We start from the raw sequence: 14136 nt of genomic DNA on the forward strand, positions 1-14136 counted from the left end.
CTCAATCTAATGGATTGAGGTAGCGTTGTTTCGAAAGAAAGGTTGTGAGTATTTTGTATGCGGATGACTATAAACCCACTTTTCAAAGGCGAACACCAGAAGAGTATTTAGAATATATTCTTCAGCAAAACCGCGGGAAGTTAAAGCTATATGTAGGAGCGGCTCCAGGAGTAGGGAAAAGTTATAAAATGCTCTTTGATGCAAGAGAGATGAAAAAAGAAGGTACGGATATTGTAATTGGTTTAATTGAAACGCATGGAAGAAAAGAGACAGAAGAAGCAATTGCTGATTTAGAAAAAGTTCCTTTAAAAGAAATAGATTATAAAGGGAAAGTATTTTATGAACTCGATGTGGAAGGAATTATAAAACGTGCACCACAGGTAGTTGTAGTGGATGAACTTGCGCATAGCAATATTCCTGGATCTAAAAATAAGAAACGTTATATGGATGTACAGGAATTGCTAGATGCGGGTATATCCGTCTTATCAGCTTTTAATATTCAACATTTAGAAAGCGTTCATGATATTGTAGCACAAATTACAAATGTCAAAGTAAGAGAACGTATTCCGGATTTTATTTTACAAAAAGCAAGTGAAATTCAGCTTGTCGATGCAACGCCCGAGGTACTAAGGAAGAGATTAATAGACGGGAAGATATATAAAGAAGAAAAAATAGAGCAAAGCTTACAAAATTTCTTTACGCTCAATAATTTAGGGGCACTAAGAGAATTATCACTTCGGGAAGTTGCCGATGATATGGACGAGAAAATTAGCCAAACCGTTATAGAACCGATTGGTGTGAAAGAAAAAATTCTCGTTTGTGTACAATACAGTTCAACAGCAGAGAAGTTAATACGAAGAGGTTGGCGTATGGCGGATCGCTTAAACGCTGAATTGTATGTATTAAATGTTGAAAGGGAAAATATAGATTCGCTTTCAGCGGGGAAAAAGCAAACGATTGAAGAGTGGAAGTCGCTAACGAATCAATTTGATGCAAGTTTTGTATTAGAAGAAGCAGGCGGTAGAAAGCCGGCTGATGTTATTATTGAAGTCGCGAAAAAACTACAAGTAACGCAAATTTTACTCGGACAATCAGCAAGAACAAGGTGGGAAGAAATTCGAAAAGGTTCAATTGTAAATGAAATTATGAGGCAAACGAAGTATATTGATATTCATATCGTTGCGGATCAAAGAGCTTAAAATAGAGACCATCTGTAGGTCTCTATTTTACTTTTTGTGTGGCGGGGAAGCGTAGCATTTTCATCGCATATAAGATTATGGTTAGAAACATAATTGCACCTAGGAAGAAAATCCAAAAGTAATTTTGATTAAATAAAAGAAATCCACCTACAAGTGGCCCTGTGCTCATACCGAGATAGCGGATGAAGTTGTACATACCGATAGCAGTTGCGCGTTCTTGTACGAATTCTTCCGTTAATAAAGTAGTATGAGTTGGCATCGAAAGCCCCATACTAAAACCGTACAAAGATGTAACGATAATGATGAATGGGATATTGATGCTATATGTGAAAGAGAATAAAGTGACACATATAATATTGAAGAAACTAGTAATGAATAAGGCTTGCTTTGTTGTGAGGCGCTTTTGCAAAAATTTATAGCAATAACTTCCTAACATAATAGAAAGGGACATCGGTACAAACATAAGACCAATTTCACTTGCAGTTAGGTGAAATGAATTTGTTAAAATGCTCGGTAAAAAAACGAGAAAGCAAAAGTAAATACAAAATTGAATAAAGCCAATAAGAGTAATAGAAAATCCAGTTTTATTTTTTAATATAAACCAGTAATTCTTTTTTGCCTTAGGTTGCTTAATTACAGTTGGTTTTGTTTCTGGAAGTAGTGAAATGTTTATAATTAATAAGAGAATGCAAAGCATAGATAAAAATAAAAATACGGATAAGTGGCCATTTATACTGCCGAGATAACCACCAATGAGGGGGCCAATCGCAGGTGCAAGAGCAAGTAACATTTGATACAGGCTCATCGCTTCTCCGCGCTCTTTTCCTTCAAATAAATCACCGATAATCGTTGCTGCAACTACAGGGATAGCAGATATTCCTATAGCTTGAACAGCCCTAAAAAATAGAAATAAATAAACGTTCGCCGAAAAAGCACATCCGATTGAACCAATTGTGCTAATGATTAAACTAGGGATAAGGACAGATTTTCTTCCTTTTGTATCAACTAAAGGCCCATATACGAGCTGCATAATTGCAAGAACGAATGTGAAAAGTGAAACTGTTACATTTACAAGATAAATAGAAGTGTGAAAAGAAGCTTGAATCATCGGCAAGATAGGTGTGTAAATATTTTGAGCGAAGGAACCGAGTAAGGCACTCATACAGACAACATACAAAATGAAATTTAATTTGGATTTTTTCATCATGTTAACCTCCTTGTCATTTGGTTTCCTTGGAAACTAAATTTATTTTAACATGATTTTCTCACTTGTAAATATGAAAAAATGACTTTAAAATGGTATATAGTTAAATTGTTTCTTTGGAAACTTAGGGGGCGAGTGGATTGGATCATGCAACGAAACAAATGGAAATACTTTCGCACATTCGTACACTTTTGCATAAAAAAGAAGAACATTTGAAAGGACAAAATGAGAAGTTTCTTCGTGAGACAGGTATAAGTGGTATGTCTTTATCTGAGTTACATGTGATCGAGTGTATCGGGAAAAATGGCTTGATGAATGTAACTGCTATTACAACAGAAATGGGAATGACGAAGGGTGCAATCTCTAAAATTTGTACAAAGTTGTTTCAAAAGAAATTCGTTGAGAAGATGCAAATGTTAGATAATCAAAAAGAAATATTCTTCCGCTTAACGGAAAGCGGAAATGAAATATATAAAGCTCATGATAAATTGCATAAACAAGCTGAAGAAAAGTGGCTGCTACTGTTAGATGGATATACGAAAGAAGAGCAAGATTTTATTCAAAGGTTTATAAAGGATGTCTCCAAACATTTGGAAATATAATTGGAAGAAAAAACTCCTTCATTTCAAGCCTTTTGAATATAATTTCTAAAAAAACTCATATATAATAGAAAAAGATACTTAACATAGTGAATATTTAAAGAGTCAATATATAAAGAGGAGAGAATAACATGCTTGAAAATACGGGGTTAGTATTAGAAGGCGGCGGTATGCGTGGTGTATATACGGGCGGGATATTAGAATACTTTATGGAACAAGATTTATACTTTCCATATGTAATCGGTGTATCAGCTGGTGCTTGTCATGCGGCGTCGTATCTTTCCAGACAAAGAAATAGAAATAAAACAGTAAATATTGATTATGCATCACACCCACAATATTTATCGTATAAAAACTTATGGAAAAAACGTCAGCTATTTGATATGGATTTCATTTTTCATGAAATTCCAGAAAAGCATGTACCGTTTGATTTTGAAACATACTTTAATAGCCCAGAGCGTTTCCTTGTAGGGACGACGGATTGTGAAACAGGACAGTCAGTTTATTTTGAAAAGGAGGGAACGAATGATGATGCACTAAATTTATTACAAGCATCTAGTTCATTACCTTTCATTGCACCAGTAGTACATTACCGAGGTAAGCAGTTGTTAGATGGTGGGATTTCTGATCCAATTCCAGTTCGAAAAGCACAATCAGACGGTTTCAAAAAATCAGTCGTTATCTTGACGAGAAACCATGGTTATGCGAAGAAAAAATCAAAATTTGGCTGGATTGCAACGAAAGCTTATAAAAAATATCCGAACCTTGTTAACACGATGTTAGCTCGTTATGAAGTGTATAATGAAACACTTCACTACATTGAAAAAGAAGAGCAAGCAGGGAATTTATTTGTTATTCGTCCAGAAGTACAACTTCAAGTAGATCGTATGGAAAAAGATACGGCAAAACTACAAAATCTATATGAGCAAGGCTATGAAGATGCAAAGAGACAGTTTGCAGATTTACAGTCGTTTTTACAAAAATAAGTATTAGGCTGTGGAGAAGAGTTTCTCCGCAGCCTTTTTTGTATTGCTTATCCGTTACTTTTTAAAAATGTATGAATGTTTAAGGGTTTAAAGAGTTTGTAAAACATATGGGTGTCTTATTGAGGAGAAGTTATTTGAAGGATATTATGATGATGTAGCGCTACTAAACTATTTAATTTATGAGGTGATTGTTAATGAAAGGAAAAGTTTTTTCAATTACGACTTTAGTATTATTAGCAACAGCAATCTCAACAAGTGCATTCTATCCAACTCTAAGCGGTCACAAAAGCGGTAACCTACTATTGAAAAACTCATATAAGAAGCCTGTTATTAAATATATACCAACGTTAATATTGTTTATTTTGGCTTCTATTTCTTCCGTTATGTTTGTATTAAATAACGGAATGGGAGAGCTGATGATAGCAGTCTCTTTAGGGATTGCAACGATAGTGAACGGTCTTTTACTTCTTACATTGAAAGTAGTTCGTGTGATTGTTGCAAGGGGAAAGTAGAGCATCGAATTTCGATGCTCTATTTTTTATATAAAAAAAATCCCTCTTTATGAGGGATTTTAATGTGGTAAGAAAATCAATTGATAAGCGAACAAGATTCCAAATAAGTATACAAGTGGGTGAACAGAACGGAATTTACCTTTTGCCACTTTCATAAGTGGGTATGAAATAAATCCAAGTGCGATACCTGTTGCGATACTTGATGTAAGTGGCATGCTTAAGATTACTAAGAATGCTGGGAATGCTTCATCAAATGCGTCCCAATCGATGTGGCGAACTGAACCCATCATAAGACTACCAACGATAATTAATGATGGTGCAGTAATAGCTGATACACCAGAAACGGCACTTACTAATGGTCCGAAGAATGCTGCTAGTGCGAATAGAACAGCTACTGTAACAGTTGTTAAACCAGTACGACCACCAGCTGCAACACCAGCAGATGATTCAATGTAAGCTGTTGATGGTGTTGTTCCAAACATAGAACCGATTGTTGCTGAGAATGAGTCAGATAGAAGAGCTCGTCCAGCTTTTGGAAGCTTTCCATCTTTCATAAAGCCACCTTGCTGAGCTACACCAAGTAATGTACCTGTTGTATCGAATAATGTAACAAGGAAGAATGAAAATACAACGCCGTACAATCCGTAGTTAATTACATCAGATACAGCAGTAATTGGATTTGAAACGATAATTCCTTCTGGTAATCCAGGCATTGATGTAACACCGTTTGAGAATGTTAATTGTCCTGTGAAGAAAGCGATAATACCAGTTAATAGCATTCCGATAAATAGCGCACCATTTACATTTAAAGACATAAGGACAATTGTAATTCCAAGTCCAGCTAATGCTAGTAGTACTGGAGCAGAGTGAAGATCACCAAGTCCAACTAAGTTTGCATCGTTTTTTGTAACGATACCTGTTAAACGTAAACCGATAAAGGCGATGAAAAGACCGATACCAGCAGTAATTGCATGTTTTAAGTTTTCAGGAATTGCTTCCATTAATTTTGTACGGAAAGATGTGAATGATAACAAAATTAAAATCATACCTGCTACGAATACAGCAGAGAATGCAATTGCGAAAGTCATGCCTTCATGAGCTTTTACAACAGAGTAAGAGAAGTAAGCATTTAATCCCATACCTGGTGCAATTGCGATTGGTAAGTTTGTAAAGATCGCCATAAATAATGTTCCGACAACAGCAGCGATAATTGTTGCTGTAAATGCTTGTTCAAATGGAACGCCTGCATCCCCAAGGATGACAGGGTTTACGACAATGATATATGCCATTGTTAAGAAGGTAATAATACCTGCCATAATTTCAGTTTTAATAGAAGTTTTATGTTTTGAAAGGTTAAACATATAAACATCCTTTCTGTTTACGAATAATTTCCACAACAGTTATATATAATATTCGTTTTTTAACTATTTTGCAATAGTTTTGCATAAAAAGTTTATAACAACTCATATTTTGTGTCTTAAATTCGAATATTAATCGTAAAACGATGTGTGAATTGCAGTTTTTATTGTGCGCATTATAAGGAAAAGGAGTTGAGAGAAGCTATGCCACAGCAAAAAAACTTTGTAACAATGCCTGCGCAACATCAAAATAAACAGCCTGGTATTGAATCATTAATGAATCCACGTCCCCAGTTTGAAGATCCGAATTATAAAGGTAGCGAAAAGTTAAAAGGAAAGAATGTATTAATTACAGGAGGAGATAGTGGGATTGGACGAGCTGTTTCCATCGCTTTTGCGAAAGAGGGGGCAAATATTGCGATTGCGTATTTAGATGAGGATGAAGATGCAAATGAGACGAAGCGACGTGTAGAACAAGAAGGTGTAAAGTGTGTGTTGTTACCGGGTGATTTAAGCGATGAACAGCATTGTAAAGATATTGTAGAAGAGACCGTTCGGCAGCTAGGTAGTTTACATGTTTTGGTAAATAATGTCGCGCAGCAATATCCGCAGCAAGGATTAGAGTATATTACAGCAGAACAGCTAGAAAAGACTTTTCGTATTAATATTTTTTCTTATTTTCACGTTACGAAAGCAGCACTTTCTCATTTAAAGCAAGGGGATGTCATTATAAATACGGCGTCTATCGTTGCGTATGAAGGAAATGAAACTTTAATTGATTATTCCGCAACGAAAGGAGCAATCGTAGCTTTTACAAGATCACTTTCTCAATCGTTAGTGCAAAAAGGGATTCGTGTAAATGGTGTAGCGCCGGGACCAATTTGGACACCACTTATCCCATCGAGTTTTGATGAGAAGAAAGTCTCTCAGTTTGGGAGTAATGTTCCAATGCAAAGACCTGGTCAACCATATGAACTAGCGCCAGCATATGTATACTTAGCGTCTGGTGATTCATCCTATGTTACCGGGCAAATGATACATGTAAATGGGGGTGTTATCGTAAATGGATAGTTTTCATTTATAAGAGCAAAGTAAAGTTAATTCCACTTATTATAGTGAGCGCTAGGGGGGATATAGATGAAAAAGTTATGTTTCTTCATACTATTATTTTTCATCCTACCGGTTAGTGCTTTTGCTGATACAGATCATTTAATATTAGTGAATCTTATGACAAACCAGTTGTCTTTTTTTGAAAATGGAAATTATAAAAAAACATTCCCCGTAACAACTGGAAGAGATCGTACACCTACGCCTGAAGGTAGTTTTTGTATTATAACTAAATTTAAAAATAAAGAATATCATCGAAAAAAAATACCTGGTGGTGCGCCAAATAATCCTCTCGGTACACGTTGGTTAGGTCTGGATAAAAAGGAGTATGCAATTCATGGAACAAATCGGGAATGGACGATTGGAAGCCGAGAGTCAAATGGTTGTATTCGCATGCATGATCGGGATATACAATGGTTATATGATCGGGTGCAATTACAGACGAAAGTAATTATTTCTCGCTTTCATACGAGCCCCGAGTATGAAGCGAATAAGCTTGGTTACCGCGTTGTGAGCTGGAATGGTCGTAAAGTAGAAGAAGAGCAAATTGGCATGCTTACGTTAGTAGACCGCGTGGATATATATTGGCAAGAACCAAATGGACAGTTAACAAAAGTGAAAACGATATTGCCAAACGAAAGATATGCAGTGTACTCAAAACGAAAAGATGGAATATATTATATAGGAAATAATTTGTATATAGTGGATGAAACAGGAGAAAAAATTCGTTATGAGCAAATTCCTACTTCGACTTTAAGTAATATATATAAACGGAAATATAATATTCCGTAATGGCTACCGTATTATAGACGGTAGCTTATTTCTACTTTGAGTTTAACTGCAACTATTGTATTTTGCTGAATATAATACAGTACAGATAGGGGGCGGTTACATTATGAAAAGTGAATTTGCTTTTAAAGTTTTCTTAGTAACGACCTGTTTATTTATCGTGTATTTGTATGCGTTTCTCGTCTTCTCTTTTTATGTTCCATATTTTGATTTAATATTGTTTTTCGGATTTATTTGGGCATTTGTGAAAGCGAGAGAAGGAGAGAAGAGTATATATCGGCGCATTACCCTATGCGGGACAGCTATTCTTGTTATTTTGTATTTTTTTATCATGCATGATTTTTGGAGAGGGATGTAAAAAAAGCATACGAGTAATCGTATGCTTTTTATGTTTAATATTTTGGCTTAAACGTATGACAACAAGTTTCTACACTCGTTGCTACAGAACTTTCTAGCGTCTCGTTTGTTAAAACCGCGCCTGTATACGAATCATTTGCATTCGAACCAGCCTCTTGTGCATCTGGTTGAACAACGATTGCACTTGCTTGACAAAAGTTACCTTGTCCCCAAAATGAGCAATTGGAAACAGAACATTTCACTTCTGGCATAAAACCCCCTCCTTATACATTAGTTTGGGATTTTATGTCCATTTCATGTGTAGAAGGAGTTTCCTTTTCTCGTTATTTTTTCGTTTGTTCAAGCCATTCTTTTAATTTGTCTTCTGGTTGTTCACCACTAATACGACTTACTTCTTTGCCATCTTTAAAGTGAATGATTGTCGGAGTTCCTTTAATTTTATATTCATCCCAAGGAACATCTAGTTTTTCAATATCCATAACTTTCATATCAATGTTCAAGTCTTTAGCCATCGGTACTACGACAGGAGATAACTTTTGACAATGAACACAAGATGTTTGATAAAAGTATACTGTTTCTTCTTTTTTCTCTTTTAAATTCTTTTGAAGATCTGAAAGAGAGATTTTATTTGTATAGTAGTCAGGGCCATTTGTCTTACTATCAGTAGCATTATCAATTTTTTGGCTAGTAGCATTTTTTTCTTCCATTTGTGTGACAGCGAAAATTGCTGCAAACAAGGCGATAATAATACCACCAAATATAAGCATTTTTTTCATTGTTTCATCTCCTTATTTGTTTTTAATTACAATAAAGCTACAAACAGCGATTATGATAAAGCCGATAAGTGCTAAAAACGGGATTGTCACAAAGCCGAACCAGTTTATGTATTCTCCCGTACATGGTACACGACCGCAAGCTGCGCCAGCAGCTGAAAATGCCGCGATTTTTTGAATTGCATAGTGATATAAAGAAATACAAGCACCAATACTTGCGATTGGTAAAGAATAACTTGCGATACGGTAATCTTTTTTTACTACAGCGATACCGAGCCATAAAACGAATGGATACATAAAAATACGTTGATACCAACAAAGGACGCAAGGCTCAAATTTCATGATTTCGGAAAAGTATAGACTTCCTAGTGTAGCGATAAAAGAAGCTCCCCACGCGGTAAATAAAGCATATTCTTGCTTTTTTTCTCGTCCCATATTTTATACCTCACTTATAATAGTTACATACTAAATTATAGTATGAAGTGGCACAGAAAAGAAAGAAAAAATATGTTTATCAATAAAAGTTTTATAAGGGGAAACTTTTATTGATATAAACATTTTAAAAAAGCGCTATTCTCCAGAAGAGAATAGCGCTATATTTTACATTTGAATTTGCTCTACTTCATCTATATGTGACTTTTGGGATGCGTGGTCAATATATTGAAATAGGAGCTGCAATTGTTTGTCAACTTCTGGTAGTTCTTTACTGTATTGATAAGCGTGTAAAAAATGCTCAATACGTTTAGAAAATAATTGATCGTTCGTTTGAACCATGAGAACGAGTAATTTATCCCAATTACAGCAATACGTGTAATAGAGAGCTTTATCATAGTCGTTATATGTTTGCACTGTGTACCCTCCTTACTGAGGAGTTATATATAGTGTGTGAAAAGCAAGGAGAAATACACTTGAAAGAATTTGTTAAGAAAAAAAGTGAATGAAAAGAAAAAACGAGGTATTTCCTCGTTTTTAAGCTTTTGGCATTGGCGTAGGTGTTGGCTTGCCGTAACCCTCTTTGTATTTATTGTCGATATAGTTGCGGATTTCCAGCGTTGATTTTCCTTTTTGTTTCATGGAAGCAGATTCAACAGCTATTTCTAGGCAATTGACACAAGTCGTCGCGTGGGAATCCCAAACAACTTCACCATTCTTTTTAATTTCACGAATAAAGCAATTTTTATTATTTTTATGCCCTACACTTTCACCGCAACCGCAGTAACATGGAATCCAATCTAATAACTCTGCATTTTGTCCAGCGACAGTGTAGATATCTTTCATTTGTGGATCAAGCTTGTCTAGGAAAGTAGGAAGTGTGTCGACTCCTTTTGTTTTTTCTTGAATGTCAGCTTGCTGAGTATGCGATGCGTGGTCATGCTCTTCTTTTGGTTCAGAAGATTTTTTGTCATTTGTACTCGTACTTCCGCATCCAGCAAGAATTAGGCTTAGTACTGCAAGTAAAGAAAATACATACTTTTTCATTCGCTTGTCCCCTTTACAAATGTATTAATCAAATTGTATCAAATATCAGGGGGCGTTGGGTGAAGATTTTTTCGACTGATTTTTGAATCGCCACCGCAGTGAATGGAATAGAAATAAAATGGGGATATAAGCGTATACAATATATAAGCCGGCCTGAGAAAGTACGGTATTTAATGTATTGATGCTTTCCCTGTTTGTGAAAAACAGAGATGAAACAAATATAGTCGCGATAAACAATGGCAATGTAATGTTAAATGGTATGTGAAAAGAGTATTTACTAATACGACAAGAAGACCAAATGGTTAAACAAAGATTAGGTAAAATAATAAGAAACCAGATGAAAATAATAATGTATTCAAATCGCTGAATGAATGGCACTTTAATAATTTTTAGCATCGTTAAAGTAGGCCAAATTGTATGATGCAGTTGCCCCTGACTATAGTACATAAGGGAAACGATTGCTAGTATTACATATAAAATAGTTGTGAAAGCAATCCCGCCATGTGCCCATTTATGTAGTGATTTTCCCTTTTTAATAAGTGGATAAAAGATAAGAATTGCTTCAAATCCAAGAAACTCTAATGCAGATGCTTTCGCTGAATATAGAATGTCTGCAGGTGAATGGGTGAAAATAGGTAAAACATTACGGACATGTGCGTATTTCATAGGGAAAATTAAGAAGAATAGTACGAAAATTGGTATTATGACGCCCCAAAAACACATTCCTGTTACAGAGCGGAAGCCGCCTTTTATTACGTAATACGTCACGAGTAAAAATAATAATGTTAATTTCCATGGCTTAATTGTAGGAAAGACCCAAACTTGAATGACTTCAATATATGTACGAAGAACAGTAAGGCAAAATAAGAGAAGATATGCGGCAAAGCACATAGACAAAAAGGTTCCAATCCATTTTCCGAAACATGTCGTATGAATGGTCATCAAATCATTGTCTTTATCTAACATCTTTAACATACAAAACAGTACGATATGAGTTAAGACACCCGCAACAATAAGGGAAATCCAAGAATCATAACCAGCATATTGTGCAATAACTCGTTGGTATCCTAACACGCCTACTCCAATTTGAAGAGAGTGTAATAAAAGAAATGTGAAATAAGGGGAAACAGTCATTGTTTTATTTTGCTCAGCCATTGTAATACCTCACTATTCTCCGATACCAGATTGCACAACATTGATTTGTACGTGAACAGCAACATCTACATTAGGGTACATTTCTTGAATTTGTTTTATAGTCCATTTTCTTGAATGACTACGAATTTCTTCCCGTATCCCTATCGGATCGACCTCTTTTTTTTGGAATTGTTTTATTAATTCGTTTAAATGTTTCTCAACTGTTTTTTCTACATGTTTTTTTATGTAAGTTATGTTTTCGTTTTTCGCTAAATCAAGCCAGCTTGGAGCGCTTTTTATGAGTCCGTTTAATTTTAGGTGAATATGAACTTTCGGCATGTCACCAGTATCGGAAATGTAACAAACGCTCTTTCCAGATAAGTTTTGAGTGGCAATTAATCCTTTATGGTTACCTTGCTGTATTGGAACTTCGTAACGACCATTTGTAGTTGGATTAAGGAGTAATTTTAATAAAAAAGATCCTTTTTTATCTGTGTACATAACCACTTTATCCTTTTTTAAAAAAGCGAGTCCTTTAATGGAAGCGGACTTGTCTTCATCCATTTCAATATAAGGAAGAAATGGATCGCATCCTGATGAATAAAAGTTATATAAAAAAATATTTAAAGCAGTCCGTGGAATCGTTTCGGTTTCTATGTTTTGCTCCAGTAAGTCAGACAGATATAGTGATCCATTTGTTTTAATATGTTTGAGCAGTTTTTCTGTAGAACCGTCTACCAGTGCTAGTTGAACATCTCGACCAATATTAGGATCACGTTGCAAATTATTTATAATATCGCCAATTCCATGTTCGCCAATGGATTTTCCAAAAAGCACAACACGCATTTGACCGACAGCGATAGTATGAGGCGATTTTGCATTTAGTCGTGAAGATATTGTTTCAATCGTGCCAGCAGTAGTTGACTGAGTTTCTGGTTTTGATTGAACGCCTTTTGTGTAATCGGGATATAAAATCGTCCCGCGAAATTGTTTGTCTTTCGTTATATCAAATCCACCTACATGAATCATTCGCTGTGTGTCTACTATATTCGGTTGTGTACATCCCGATTGGAAAATTAAAACGATAATAGCAAAGTACAATAAAATTTTTTTCATTTCTCCTCACCATCACGTTTTTCTTTCGCTTTATTTGGATCATAGCGCCATTTCTTTTTTGGTCTCAGAAAAGAGGCACGTCCAGCAGTTTGACTAAATGGTAAGCGAAGAAGTCCTTCTGCAGTTCCTAAACCGCGAAATGGATATAAAGGCAATAAATAAGGCGACCCAAGTGATTTAAGACGAATTAAATGAGCTAATATGAATACGAATCCAACGATAAGACCTACGCCGCCAAATGCACCAGCTAAAATGATGAGAGGGAAGCGTAATATTCGGATGGTAGAGGACATTTTTACTGTTGGTGTCGTAAAAGACGCCAGTGCAGACAACGCAACAGCAATTAATAAAATAGTACTCGTTAAAGCAGCCTCAACAGATGCTTGTCCAATTACAATCCCACCAACAATACCAATCGTTTGCCCAACTTTAGTCGGTAAGCGTGCTCCAGCTTCGCGAAGTAATTCAATTGTAATTTCTAAAAAAAGTGCTTCTAACATCGGTGGAAACGGTACGTTAGCTCTAGAATAAATAATAGGACCAAGTAAATCAGCTGGAATCATTTGATAGTGATACGTTAATACAGCTGTATAAATAGCTGATGAAAATAGAGAGAATGCAGCTCCGAAAAAACGAACTAATCTAAGAAAGGAGCCTGCTATCCAGGGCAAATAATAATCTTCTGGAGAGACGAAGAAATCAAGCAACGTCGCTGGTCCGGCTAATGCATATGGTGAACCATCTGTTAAAATGACAACTCCTCCATTCAGTAACGCATAAACGGAGCGATCTAAACGCTCTGTAGGTAGTAAAACAGGGAAGGGTGAGTTGCTATTATCGCTAATAAACTGTTCAATCATAGTTGCATCAAAAGGAAAATCAAAGTCAATATCTTGTAGGCGTTGCACGGCAGTATTCACATGCTGTTCATTTGTAATATCCGCCATATAAGCGACTATGATTTTTGTTTTCGATATAGACCCAACGGAAAGCTCCTTGAAAATTAATTGCTCTGTTACGATATTTCGCCGAAGTAAATGCATATTTGTATCGATATTTTCAACGAATCCGATTTTTGGACCAATTACACTATATTCATTCTCCGTATCGTTATATAATCTCGTTCCTAAAACTGAACTTTCAGCGCGGAGGAGTGCATACGCTTCTTGCTCTGAACTTTTTTTTAGCTGTACTAACACGTAGCCACCTAATAATTTTTCGCGAATATCATTAACGGAAGGAGAGATGATAATGTCTTCAATTGCTACGATATTTGCGATATCCTCAATATTTTGAATTTCTTCTAATTTAATTTTTATAGGAGCTAAAATGAATCGTTTAATAATGAGTGATTCTACTGTAGATTGATAATAAAACAAACATAACGTCCCATCTTCTATGACGTTATAAGAAGAAAAGTCACTTGATTCTTTCATAGTGTGGATAAATTCTGGAATAGAACAAACAGTTTGTTTCTTCTTTTTAGATGATAAACGAAACATTTTTTCACCCCTAACATACAT

Annotated in this window: 17 protein-coding genes; 7 read left to right on the forward strand and 10 right to left on the reverse strand. The window is 35.5% G+C overall.

Annotation, left to right across the window (positions count from 1 at the left end):
* Nucleotides 1-44 precede the first annotated feature (44 nt).
* A complete protein-coding gene (gene kdpDN / locus KZZ19_RS03910; RefSeq protein WP_237982607.1) occupies nucleotides 45-1199 on the forward strand; it encodes a KdpD-like non-kinase potassium sensor in 1155 nt (384 codons plus the stop codon).
* 22 nt (nucleotides 1200-1221) lie between these two features.
* Here kdpDN and KZZ19_RS03915 read toward each other — a convergent pair whose 3' ends face one another.
* Nucleotides 1222-2403: an MFS transporter gene (locus KZZ19_RS03915; protein WP_237982608.1), complete on the reverse strand. Its 1182-nt coding sequence runs from the start codon at nucleotides 2401-2403 to the stop codon at nucleotides 1222-1224.
* Nucleotides 2404-2543: 140 nt separating this feature from the next.
* Between KZZ19_RS03915 and KZZ19_RS03920 the strand changes: the two genes are divergently transcribed.
* The 3 genes from KZZ19_RS03920 to KZZ19_RS03930 all read left to right on the forward strand — a co-directional run bounded on the left by KZZ19_RS03920 (nucleotide 2544) and on the right by KZZ19_RS03930 (nucleotide 4500).
* The gene (locus tag KZZ19_RS03920) at nucleotides 2544-3005 is read left to right on the forward strand and encodes a MarR family transcriptional regulator (RefSeq protein ID WP_088095223.1); all 462 of its coding nucleotides are present in this window, start codon (nucleotides 2544-2546) and stop codon (nucleotides 3003-3005) included.
* A 128-nt stretch (nucleotides 3006-3133) separates the two neighbouring features.
* Nucleotides 3134-3988, forward strand: coding sequence for a patatin-like phospholipase family protein (locus KZZ19_RS03925; RefSeq protein ID WP_098341985.1), 855 nt, complete (start codon nucleotides 3134-3136; stop codon nucleotides 3986-3988).
* A gap of 194 nt (nucleotides 3989-4182) precedes the next feature.
* Nucleotides 4183-4500, forward strand: a complete 318-nt coding sequence (locus KZZ19_RS03930) for a hypothetical protein (protein ID WP_237982609.1) — start codon at nucleotides 4183-4185, stop codon at nucleotides 4498-4500.
* A 59-nt stretch (nucleotides 4501-4559) separates the two neighbouring features.
* Here the strand turns inward: KZZ19_RS03930 and KZZ19_RS03935 are convergent, their stop codons facing one another.
* Nucleotides 4560-5861 (reverse strand): NCS2 family permease, encoded by a 1302-nt coding sequence (locus tag KZZ19_RS03935; protein ID WP_098341987.1) that lies wholly within the window; start codon nucleotides 5859-5861, stop codon nucleotides 4560-4562.
* A 201-nt stretch (nucleotides 5862-6062) separates the two neighbouring features.
* On the opposite strand from KZZ19_RS03935, the gene KZZ19_RS03940 reads away from it, so the two are divergent.
* From KZZ19_RS03940 to KZZ19_RS03950, 3 genes are all read left to right on the forward strand, one after another.
* Nucleotides 6063-6929, forward strand: a complete 867-nt coding sequence (locus KZZ19_RS03940) for an SDR family oxidoreductase (RefSeq protein WP_098341988.1) — start codon at nucleotides 6063-6065, stop codon at nucleotides 6927-6929.
* A 66-nt stretch (nucleotides 6930-6995) separates the two neighbouring features.
* Entirely contained in the window at nucleotides 6996-7757 is a 762-nt protein-coding gene (locus KZZ19_RS03945) for a L,D-transpeptidase (protein WP_088095232.1), read from the forward strand.
* Between the two features lie 103 nt (nucleotides 7758-7860).
* A complete protein-coding gene (locus KZZ19_RS03950) occupies nucleotides 7861-8112 on the forward strand; it encodes a hypothetical protein (RefSeq protein ID WP_087985823.1) in 252 nt (83 codons plus the stop codon).
* Between the two features lie 34 nt (nucleotides 8113-8146).
* Here KZZ19_RS03950 and KZZ19_RS03955 read toward each other — a convergent pair whose 3' ends face one another.
* The 8 genes from KZZ19_RS03955 to KZZ19_RS03990 form a co-directional block, all read right to left on the reverse strand.
* Nucleotides 8147-8362, reverse strand: coding sequence for a DUF1540 domain-containing protein (locus tag KZZ19_RS03955; protein WP_088062010.1), 216 nt, complete (start codon nucleotides 8360-8362; stop codon nucleotides 8147-8149).
* A gap of 72 nt (nucleotides 8363-8434) precedes the next feature.
* On the reverse strand, nucleotides 8435-8887 hold the full coding sequence (locus tag KZZ19_RS03960) for a thioredoxin family protein (RefSeq protein ID WP_237982610.1): 453 nt from the start codon (nucleotides 8885-8887) through the stop codon (nucleotides 8435-8437).
* Nucleotides 8888-8899: 12 nt separating this feature from the next.
* On the reverse strand, nucleotides 8900-9319 hold the full coding sequence (locus KZZ19_RS03965; RefSeq protein ID WP_237982611.1) for a disulfide oxidoreductase: 420 nt from the start codon (nucleotides 9317-9319) through the stop codon (nucleotides 8900-8902).
* Nucleotides 9320-9484: 165 nt separating this feature from the next.
* Nucleotides 9485-9733: a YhdB family protein gene (locus KZZ19_RS03970; protein WP_048526289.1), complete on the reverse strand. Its 249-nt coding sequence runs from the start codon at nucleotides 9731-9733 to the stop codon at nucleotides 9485-9487.
* Nucleotides 9734-9853: 120 nt separating this feature from the next.
* On the reverse strand, nucleotides 9854-10363 hold the full coding sequence (locus KZZ19_RS03975; protein ID WP_237982612.1) for a PCYCGC domain-containing protein: 510 nt from the start codon (nucleotides 10361-10363) through the stop codon (nucleotides 9854-9856).
* A 45-nt stretch (nucleotides 10364-10408) separates the two neighbouring features.
* A complete protein-coding gene (locus tag KZZ19_RS03980) occupies nucleotides 10409-11518 on the reverse strand; it encodes a GerAB/ArcD/ProY family transporter (protein ID WP_237982613.1) in 1110 nt (369 codons plus the stop codon).
* Nucleotides 11519-11530: 12 nt separating this feature from the next.
* The gene (locus KZZ19_RS03985) at nucleotides 11531-12613 is read right to left on the reverse strand and encodes a Ger(x)C family spore germination protein (RefSeq protein ID WP_237982614.1); all 1083 of its coding nucleotides are present in this window, start codon (nucleotides 12611-12613) and stop codon (nucleotides 11531-11533) included.
* Nucleotides 12610-14115, reverse strand: coding sequence for a spore germination protein (locus KZZ19_RS03990; protein WP_088095239.1), 1506 nt, complete (start codon nucleotides 14113-14115; stop codon nucleotides 12610-12612). The genes KZZ19_RS03985 and KZZ19_RS03990 overlap by 4 nt, the downstream gene beginning before the upstream one ends.
* Nucleotides 14116-14136: the final 21 nt, after the last annotated feature.

The sequence above is a fragment of the Bacillus thuringiensis genome, assembly GCF_022095615.2.
In the GTDB taxonomy this organism is placed as follows: Bacteria; Bacillota; Bacilli; order Bacillales; family Bacillaceae_G; genus Bacillus_A; species Bacillus_A cereus_AG.

Coding starts and splice junctions, on each gene's coding strand:
- KZZ19_RS03930 (WP_237982609.1), top strand. CDS start 4,183: ATGAAAGGAAAAGTTTTTTCAATTACGACTTTAGTATTATTAGCAACA.
- KZZ19_RS03915 (WP_237982608.1), bottom strand. CDS start 2,403: ATGAAAAAATCCAAATTAAATTTCATTTTGTATGTTGTCTGTATGAGT.
- KZZ19_RS03945 (WP_088095232.1), top strand. CDS start 6,996: ATGAAAAAGTTATGTTTCTTCATACTATTATTTTTCATCCTACCGGTT.
- KZZ19_RS03935 (WP_098341987.1), bottom strand. CDS start 5,861: ATGTTTAACCTTTCAAAACATAAAACTTCTATTAAAACTGAAATTATG.
- KZZ19_RS03955 (WP_088062010.1), bottom strand. CDS start 8,362: ATGCCAGAAGTGAAATGTTCTGTTTCCAATTGCTCATTTTGGGGACAA.
- KZZ19_RS03925 (WP_098341985.1), top strand. CDS start 3,134: ATGCTTGAAAATACGGGGTTAGTATTAGAAGGCGGCGGTATGCGTGGT.
- KZZ19_RS03960 (WP_237982610.1), bottom strand. CDS start 8,887: ATGAAAAAAATGCTTATATTTGGTGGTATTATTATCGCCTTGTTTGCA.
- KZZ19_RS03975 (WP_237982612.1), bottom strand. CDS start 10,363: ATGAAAAAGTATGTATTTTCTTTACTTGCAGTACTAAGCCTAATTCTT.
- KZZ19_RS03965 (WP_237982611.1), bottom strand. CDS start 9,319: ATGGGACGAGAAAAAAAGCAAGAATATGCTTTATTTACCGCGTGGGGA.
- KZZ19_RS03990 (WP_088095239.1), bottom strand. CDS start 14,115: ATGTTTCGTTTATCATCTAAAAAGAAGAAACAAACTGTTTGTTCTATT.
- KZZ19_RS03980 (WP_237982613.1), bottom strand. CDS start 11,518: ATGGCTGAGCAAAATAAAACAATGACTGTTTCCCCTTATTTCACATTT.
- KZZ19_RS03950 (WP_087985823.1), top strand. CDS start 7,861: ATGAAAAGTGAATTTGCTTTTAAAGTTTTCTTAGTAACGACCTGTTTA.
- KZZ19_RS03985 (WP_237982614.1), bottom strand. CDS start 12,613: ATGAAAAAAATTTTATTGTACTTTGCTATTATCGTTTTAATTTTCCAA.
- KZZ19_RS03940 (WP_098341988.1), top strand. CDS start 6,063: ATGCCACAGCAAAAAAACTTTGTAACAATGCCTGCGCAACATCAAAAT.